This is a genomic window from Falsiroseomonas oryzae (genome assembly GCF_027856955.1).
Taxonomy (GTDB): domain Bacteria; phylum Pseudomonadota; class Alphaproteobacteria; order Acetobacterales; family Acetobacteraceae; genus Falsiroseomonas; species Falsiroseomonas oryzae.
Genome location: NZ_JAPSMD010000249.1, coordinates 1 through 7,821 on the forward strand (window position 1 = coordinate 1; position 7,821 = coordinate 7,821).

Below are 7,821 nucleotides of genomic sequence, written 5' to 3' on the forward strand. Positions count from 1 at the left end.
CGAGCGTGCGGGCTGCGATGTCGGCGGCGCCGCCGGCGGCGAAGGGGGCGACGATCACCACCGGCCGGTCGGGGTAGGGGGCCTGGGCCCGCGCAGGCAGCGCTGCGGCGGCGCCGGCGGCGGCCAGCAGGACGCGGCGGGTCGTGGCGGTCATGGCTCGGTCCTCCCCTGGGTTGAGCGGGATGCTGCCCGCGGTCGCCCGCGCGCGCCAGTGGCACGTGAAGGCCGCCGCTCACGCAGGTTTCACGCGACGTCCGGGCACGGCGGCGCAGGGTGAGCGCTGCCGCCTGTCGGGAGGACCGCGCCGTCCATGCCAGCCATGCGCCTGTTGCTGCTCGTCGAGGACGACGCGCTGGTCCGCACCACCTTGGCCGAGGCCCTGGCGGAGGCGGGATTCGAGGTCCTGGAGGCGGAGGATGCGGAATCCGCGCTCGGGGTGATCGCCGAGCATGACGACCTGGCCGTGCTGCTGACCGACATCAACCTGCCAGGCGCGGACGGCTTCGCGCTGGCGCGGGCTGCGCGGCGGCTGCGGCCGCGGCTGCCGGTGGTCTATGCCTCTGGTCGCTACCGCGAGGCCGACCCGCTCCGCGCGCTGCCGGACGCGGTGTTCCTGGCCAAGCCGTTCACCCTCTCCTCGGCGGTTGCGACGCTGGAAGGCGCGATCGGGGCCCACTGACGCGCGGTCACAACCGCGCCAGCACCGCGTCGGTGACAGCGTCCGCCGATCCCAGGTAGCCGGCGGGATCGGTCAGCCGCGCGATGCCGGCGGCGTCGAGCGCCGCCATCACTCGCGGCTCGCGCGCCAGCGCCGCGCCGAGCGTGCTGCCCTCCGCCATTGCAGCCTCGCAGGCATGGTGGACGACCTCATGCGCGACACCCCGGCCGAGATGCGGGGCGAGGCCCATCATCACCGCCTCCGCCATGATCAGCCCGCCGCCGGCTTCGAGGTTGCGGCGCATGCGGTCGGCGTCCACGACCAGGCCCTCGGCGATCGGCAGCATCGTCGCCAAAGCGCCATGCGACAGCAGTAGCACCTGGCCGAGCGCCAGGTGCTCCATCTGCATCGGGCCGGCGCCGCGCTCATGCTCGTGCAGCATGGCGCCGAGCAGCTGCGGCACCAGGCCCTGCGCGGCGCGCGCCTGGGCGATCACGTATTCGCAGCCGATCGGGTTGCGCTTCTGCGGCATGGTGGAGCTGCCGCCCTTGCCCGGCGCGGCGGGCTCGCTGGCCTCGGCGACCTCGGACTGCATCAGCCACATCACGTCGGTGGCCGGCTTGGCCAGCGTGCCGGCCAGCAGGCCGCACCAGCAGCCGAGCTCCGCGACCGCGTCGCGGGCGACGTGCCAGGGGATGGCGGGCAGAGCGAGGTCGAGCTCCTTCGCGAGTTCCGCGGCGACGCGCGGGCCGTCGGCGCCGAGCGAGGCGAGGGTGCCGACCGCGCCGCCGAACTGCAGCCGCAGCACCCGCGGTCGCAGCTGCGCCAGCCTTTCCCGCATGGTGATCAGCGGATCGAGCCAGAGTGCCACCTTGTAGCCGAAGGTGATGGGCAAGGCCTGCTGGGCATGGGTGCGGCCCGCCATGACCGTGCCGCGATGCGCGCGGGCCTGCGCGGCGAAGGCGGCGATGAGCCGGTCGAGATCCGCCGCGAACAGCGCCAGCGCGTCGCGCAGTTGAAGCACCAGGGCGGTGTCCAGCACGTCCTGCGTGGTGGCGCCCCAATGCGTCCAGCGGCCGGCTTCGGGCCCCGCCAGCGCGGAGAGCTGCTTCACCAGCCCGACCGTCGGGAAGCCCATGTTGCGTGTGGCGGCGGCCAGCGCCGCCAGGTCCAGCCGGTCCACCTGTGCCGCCGCGGTGATGGCCTGCGCGGCCTCCGCCGGGATCAGGCCGAGCCGGGCCTGGGCTCGGGCCAGCGCCGCTTCGAACGCCAGCATGCCGGCGAGGTAGCTGCGCTCCCCCAAGGCCGCGCGCATGGCGTCGGAGCCATAGACGGCGGAATAGACGGAGCTGTCGGCTGGGTTGACGGTCACATCGGTGCCCTCAGGCGCCGGGCGCGGCCAGGGGCCGCTTGGCTGCGCGCTGGCGCGCCCGGCAGGAAGGATGGTCCGCGCGGGGCCGCGTCGCGGCCCGGTTCCTGCGCGGGTCAGACGTCCAGAAAGACGGTCTCGCCATCGCCCTGCAGGCGGATGTCCAAGCGCCAGACGCCATCCCCGGCGGGATTCGCGATCAGCGTCGCGCGGCGTGCGGGATCCTCCACCATCGTCAGCACGGGATCCGCCGTGTTCAGCGGATCTCCTTCGAAATAGGCGCGCGTGACCAGGTGCTGCATGAGGCCGCGGGCGAAGATGGCGATCTGGATGTGCGGCGCCTGCATCGCGTTGCCGCGGCCCGGCACCGGGCCGGGCTTCAGCGTGACGAAGCGGAACTCGCCATCCGCGTTGGTCGCGCAGCGCCCGAAGCCGTGGAAGACGTCCTCGTACTTCCCGTCCGGTCCCGCCTGCCAGATCTCCGCCAGGCCATCCGACACCGGCGCACCGTCGCCATCGGTGATGCGGCCGGTCAGGATCACCTTCTCGCCCTGCACGCCTTCATTGCCCGAGCCGGCGCGGAGCAGGTCGGCCCATTCGGGGAAATCGATCATGTGCCAGTACGGCCCCGCCGTCTGGTGAGCGGTCGCTGCGGTCATCGTCGCGGCTCCCTCAGGCGTTCTCGAAGGGCGTGGCCTCGCGGCCGCGCAGCACCATGTCGAAGCGGTAGCCCAGCGCCCATTCCGGCTTCGTGATCTCGAGGTCGAACTTCGAGATCAGCCGCTCCCGCGCGGCCTTGTCCGGCGTGGCGTGGAAGATCGGGTCCAGCTCCAGCAGCGGGTCGCCGGGGAAATACATCTGGGTGATCATGCGCTGCGCGAAGCCGGCGCCGTGCAGGCCGAAATGGATGTGGATGGGCCGCCAGGCGTTCCAGTGGTTCCGCCACGGATAGGCGCCGGGCTTCACGCTGACGAAGCTGTAGCGGCCGTCGTCGTCGGTGAAGATGCGCGCCCGCCCCTCGAAGTTCGGATCGAGCGGCGCGTCGTGCTGGTCGCGCGGATGGTGGTAGCGGCCGGAGGCATTGGCCTGCCAGACCTCCACCATCACGCCGCGCTGCGGCCGGCCATCCTCGTCGGTGATCCGGCCGGCGACGATGATGCGCTCGCCGAGCGCACCCTTGCCGTTCACCTGGCTCATGTCGGCATGCGCCTTGTAGCGCGCGGGGTCAAAGCGCGGCGCGCTTGTCTCCGTCAGCGTATGCGGCACGCGCAGCAGGGACTGCTTCGGATGCCGCTTGTGCGTGCTGCCATAGGCCGGGCTGTCGAGCGGCGGCTGCGTGCCGGGCTGATGCCGGCGATAGGTGACGGGGTCGCTCACCGTGTGGTGTCCTTCCTCGCGGCCGGTGTCAGCCGGCGTCTTCCGACAGGATCCGCTTGGCAATCCTAATCGCGGAATTGGCGGCGGGAACCCCCGCATAGGCGCCGACCTGCAGCAGCACCTCCGACAGCTCCTCCGGCGTGACGCCGGTGTTGCGCGTGGCCTTCACGTGCAGCTCGAACTCCTCGTGCCGGCCGAGTGCCGCCATCATGGCCAGGGTCAGCAGGCTGCGCGTGTGGCGCGGCAGGCCGGGGCGGGTCCAGACGCCGCCCCAGACATTGGCCGTGATCCAGTCCTGGAAGGCGGCGTCGAAGGGCGTGACGTTGGCCTGGGCGCGCGCCACATGCGCCTCGCCCAGCACCGACCTGCGGATGGCCATGCCGCCTTCCGCGCCGGGCTGCGGGTCGAACTGCGCCAGGTGGCCGGCGATGGCGGCGGTCGCGGCCTCGGCGCATTCCAGCGTGGGAAGGTGTGCGCCTTCCGGGATGGTCACCAGCCGCGCGCCAGGGATCATGTCGCGCAGCGCTTCGGCCATGGCCGGCGGTGTCGCGATGTCGCGGTCGCCGACCACGACTGTCGTCGGGCAGGCGATGCGGCCGGCGATGTCGGCGGCGCGGGCGTCGCGCAGCGCGGCGGCGGACCCTGCATAGCCCTGCGGGTCGGTGTTCAGCAGCATCCGGCGCAGGCCGTGGGACGACGCAAGCGAGGGATCGCAGACCCACCGCGGCATCACGGTGTCCACCAGCGCGGCGCAGCCCTGCGCCAGCACCGTGTCGATGCGCTGCTGCCAGGCCTCGGGCGGCGGGAACTCCGCCGCGGTGTCCATCAGCAGCAGGGAGGCGACGCGATCCGGCGCCTCTGCCGCCATCTGCAGGGCGATGCGCCCGCCGATGGACAGCCCCACGACATGCGCGCGCTCCACGCCCAGCGCATCGAGCAGCGCCAGCGCGTCCTGCGCGTGCAGCGACATGGTGTAGGGGCCGGGGGTGACGCCGGTGTAGCCGTGGCCGCGCAGGTCCATGCGGATGACGCGCCGGTTGCGGGCGAGGGACGCGGCCTGCGGATCGAAGACGTGCAGCGTGGTGCCGATGGAATGCAGCATCAGCACCGGCGGCGCGACGGACGAGGGCGGCGGGCCCTCGACCTGGGCGTGGACGACGATGTCGCCGAGATGGAGGAACATGGGGCGATTCCTCGCTGGACTTCGGGCCCCCACCCCGACCCTCCCCCGCGCGGCGGGGGAGGGAGAAGCTGGGGCAGGGAAGGGGACGGGACGCGTCAGACGCGCTCGAGCACCATGGCGATGCCCTGGCCGACGCCGATGCACATGGTCACCAGAGCGTAGCGCTGCTGCCGGTGATGCAGCTCGGCGACCGCGGTCTGCACCAGGCGCGCGCCGCTCATGCCGAGCGGATGGCCCAGTGCGATGGCGCCGCCATTCGGGTTCACGTGGTCGGCGTCGTCCGGCAGGCCGAGGTCGCGCGTGACGGCCAGGGCCTGCGCGGCGAAGGCCTCGTTCAGCTCGATCACCGCGATGTCGGACAGCTTGAGTCCCGCCTTCTCCAGCACCCGGCGCGTCGCCGGCGCCGGGCCGAAGCCCATGATGCGGGGTGCGACGCCGGCGGTCGCCGTGGCGACCACGCGGGCGCGCGGCGTCAGCCCGTGCTTCCGCGCCGCGGCCTCGCTGGCCACCAGCATGGCGCAGGCGCCGTCGTTGACGCCGGAGGCGTTGCCCGCCGTCACGCTGCCGCCTTCCTTGCGGAAGGGGGTGGGCAGCTTCGCCAGCGCTTCCAGCGTGGTGTCGGGGCGCGGATGCTCGTCGGTGTCCACCACCACCGGGTCGCCCTTGCGGCGGGGGATGGTCACCGGGACGATCTCCTCCTTGAAGCGGCCGGCGGCGATCGCCCTGCCGGCGCGCTGCTGGCTGCGATGGGCGAAGGCGTCCTGGTCGGCGCGCGCCACCTGGAAGTCCTGCGCGACGTTCTCGGCGGTCTCCGGCATGGAATCGATGCCGTGCGCCGCCTTCATCTTCGGGTTCACGAAGCGCCAGCCGATCGTGGTGTCGTAGATCTCGGCGGAGCGGCTGAAGGCCTCCTGCGCCTTGCCCATCACGAAGGGCGCGCGGGTCATGCTCTCGACGCCGCCGGCGATCATCAGCTCGGCCTCGCCGGCCTTGATGGCGCGCGCGGCGATGCCGACCGCGTCCATGCCGGAGCCGCAGAGCCGGTTGACCGTGCTGCCGCCGATGCTGTCCGGCAGGCCGGCGAGCAGCAGGGCCATGCGGGCGACGTTGCGGTTGTCCTCGCCGGCCTGGTTCGCGCAGCCGTAGATCACGTCTTCCACCGCCGCCCAGTCCAGGTTGGGGTGGCGAGCCATGAGCGCCTTGATGGGGATGGCGCCGAGGTCGTCGGTGCGGACCTCCTTCAGCGCGCCGCCGTAGCGGCCGATCGGGGTGCGGACGGCGTCGCAGACGAAGGCGTCGGCCATGTTCGGTGTCCTCCTCGGGATCGCGGCTTGCCCCTCGGCCGGCCCCGCGTCAACTGAGGACGCGGACCAGCCAGAGCGACAGCGCCGGGAACAGCACGAGCAGCGCCAGCCGGATCACGTCCATGGCAAGGAAAGGCAGGACGCCGCGATAGGTGCGCGCGATCGGCACGTCCTTGGCCAGACCCGAGATGACGAACACGTTCAGCCCGATGGGCGGCGCGGTCAGCCCGATGCCGACCACCACCAGCACCAGGATGCCGAACCAGATCGCCGTCTCCTCCGTGGTCAGGCCGAAGTCGAGCGCGGTGACGACGGGGAAGAAGACCGGCAGGGTCAGCAGGATCATCGCCAGCTCGTCCATCACCGCGCCCAGGATGATGTAGGCGACCAGCAGGATCACCAGCACGCCGTAGGGCGGGAAATCCTGCTCGGTGATCCAGAGCGCCAGCAGGTCCGGCGCCTGGGACAGGGCGAGGAAGGCGTTGAACACCTCGGCGCCCAGCAGGATGACGAAGATCATCGCCGTGGTCTCGGCGGTGGCGAACAGGCTCTCCCGCACGTGGCGTGCCTTCAGCGTGCCGCGCAGCACGCCGACCGCCAGCGTGGCGATGCAGCCCACCGCGGCGCTCTCGGTCGGCGTGAAGACGCCGCCGTAGATGCCGCCGACCACGACGACGGCGATCAGCAGAACGGGAATGACATTGAGGAAGGCCTCGCGCCGCTCCGCCGGGCTCGGCGCCTCGCCGGGCGGGCCGAGCTCCGGCTTCAGGCGCACCACGATCGCGATTGCGACGATGTAGAGGACGGTGGCGATCAGCCCCGGGATCAGCGCCGCCATGAACAGCTTGGCGATATTCTGTTCCGTGCTGATGGCATAGACCACCAGGATGACGGAGGGCGGGATCAGGATGCCCAGCGTGCCGCCCACTGCGATGGTGCCGGTGGAGAAGCCCGGATCGTAGTTGTAGCGCCGCAGCTCCGGCAACGCGGCGCGGCCGAAGGTGGCGGTGGTGGCGACGGAGCTGCCGCAGACGGCGCCAAAGCAGGCGCAGGCGCCGATCACGCCCATCGCCATCCCGCCGGGCTTGCGGCCGATCAGCGCATTCGCCGCGGCGAAGAGGTCGCGCGCCAGACCGCCGCGCTCCGCCAGCGCGCCCATCAGGATGAACAGCGGGATGACGGAGAGCGTGTAGTTGGCGAAGAGATGGTAGGGGGTGGTCTTGAGGTAGTTGGACAGCGCCGCCCAGTCCAGGATGTGGACATAGCCGCCGATGCCCACCAGCAGCATCGCCAGCCCGACCGGCGCGCGGAGCGCGATCAGCCCGAGCAGCACCGCGAAGCCGGTCGCGGCGAGGGCGAACTCCGGCGCCATCAGCGGCGCAGGCCGAGCAGGCGCGGGATCCACCACAGCGCGGCGAGACCCGTCGCGGCGAAGCAGAGCGCGCCCGTGGCGATGGCCCACCAGTACGGGATCGCGGCAAGCCCGATGGTGCGCGTGCCGCTCCTCCAGGTGTCCCAGGCGCCGATGGCCATGCGCTCGGCGAGCCACAGCGCGAGCGCGGCCCAGACGAGCGTCCAGAAGGCGTCCAGCACGCCGTTGAGGCGCGCCGGCAACCAGGTGGTGAAGGTGTCCACCAGGATGTTGGCCTTCATCAGCGTGCCGTAGGCGAGGAAGCCGAGCACGCCGATGCCGGCGGCGATGGAGACCATCTCGAAGTCGCCGCGGATCGGCTGGCTGGTGGTCCAGCGCAGCAGCACCGACACGGTGGTGACACAGCCCGCGAAGAGCAGCGAGGCCCCGCCGAGGAAGGCCAGGCTCCGCGCCAGCGCGGCGATCGGGCCCTGCGGCGCCGCGACCGGGCCCTGCGCCGCCGCGGGCGGGGCGTCGCTCAGCCTGCGGCCCCGGCGTTCTGCGCGATCAGGCGCTGCG

At 72.3% G+C, this 7,821-nt stretch carries 8 protein-coding genes; 1 reads left to right on the forward strand and 7 read right to left on the reverse strand.

Annotated elements, in window-relative coordinates:
* Positions 1-310: 310 nt before the first annotated feature.
* The gene (locus OZN99_RS20320; RefSeq protein ID WP_270937081.1) at positions 311-679 is read left to right on the forward strand and encodes a response regulator; all 369 of its coding nucleotides are present in this window, start codon (positions 311-313) and stop codon (positions 677-679) included.
* A gap of 7 nt (positions 680-686) precedes the next feature.
* On the opposite strand, the gene OZN99_RS20325 is transcribed toward OZN99_RS20320, so the two are convergent.
* The 7 genes from OZN99_RS20325 to OZN99_RS20355 form a co-directional block, all read right to left on the reverse strand.
* Positions 687-2,030: a class-II fumarase/aspartase family protein gene (locus OZN99_RS20325; RefSeq protein ID WP_270937082.1), complete on the reverse strand. Its 1,344-nt coding sequence runs from the start codon at positions 2,028-2,030 to the stop codon at positions 687-689.
* Positions 2,031-2,143: 113 nt separating this feature from the next.
* Positions 2,144-2,686 (reverse strand): protocatechuate 3,4-dioxygenase subunit alpha, encoded by a 543-nt coding sequence (gene pcaG, locus OZN99_RS20330; protein WP_270937083.1) that lies wholly within the window; start codon positions 2,684-2,686, stop codon positions 2,144-2,146.
* Positions 2,687-2,699: 13 nt separating this feature from the next.
* Positions 2,700-3,404 carry a protocatechuate 3,4-dioxygenase subunit beta gene (gene pcaH / locus OZN99_RS20335; protein WP_270937084.1) on the reverse strand — a complete coding sequence of 235 codons (705 nt, stop codon included), beginning with the start codon at positions 3,402-3,404 and terminating at the stop codon, positions 2,700-2,702.
* A 28-nt stretch (positions 3,405-3,432) separates the two neighbouring features.
* Positions 3,433-4,587, reverse strand: a complete 1,155-nt coding sequence (gene pcaDC, locus OZN99_RS20340; RefSeq protein WP_270937085.1) for a bifunctional 3-oxoadipate enol-lactonase/4-carboxymuconolactone decarboxylase PcaDC — start codon at positions 4,585-4,587, stop codon at positions 3,433-3,435.
* A 95-nt stretch (positions 4,588-4,682) separates the two neighbouring features.
* Complete coding sequence (pcaF, locus tag OZN99_RS20345) at positions 4,683-5,891, reverse strand: 3-oxoadipyl-CoA thiolase (protein ID WP_270937086.1); 1,209 nt, start codon at positions 5,889-5,891, stop codon at positions 4,683-4,685.
* A gap of 49 nt (positions 5,892-5,940) precedes the next feature.
* The gene (locus tag OZN99_RS20350) at positions 5,941-7,263 is read right to left on the reverse strand and encodes a TRAP transporter large permease (RefSeq protein ID WP_270937087.1); all 1,323 of its coding nucleotides are present in this window, start codon (positions 7,261-7,263) and stop codon (positions 5,941-5,943) included.
* Positions 7,263-7,821: TRAP transporter small permease (locus OZN99_RS20355; RefSeq protein ID WP_333779752.1), on the reverse strand; the 559-nt coding region annotated here is incomplete at its 5' end. The genes OZN99_RS20350 and OZN99_RS20355, both read right to left, overlap by 1 nt.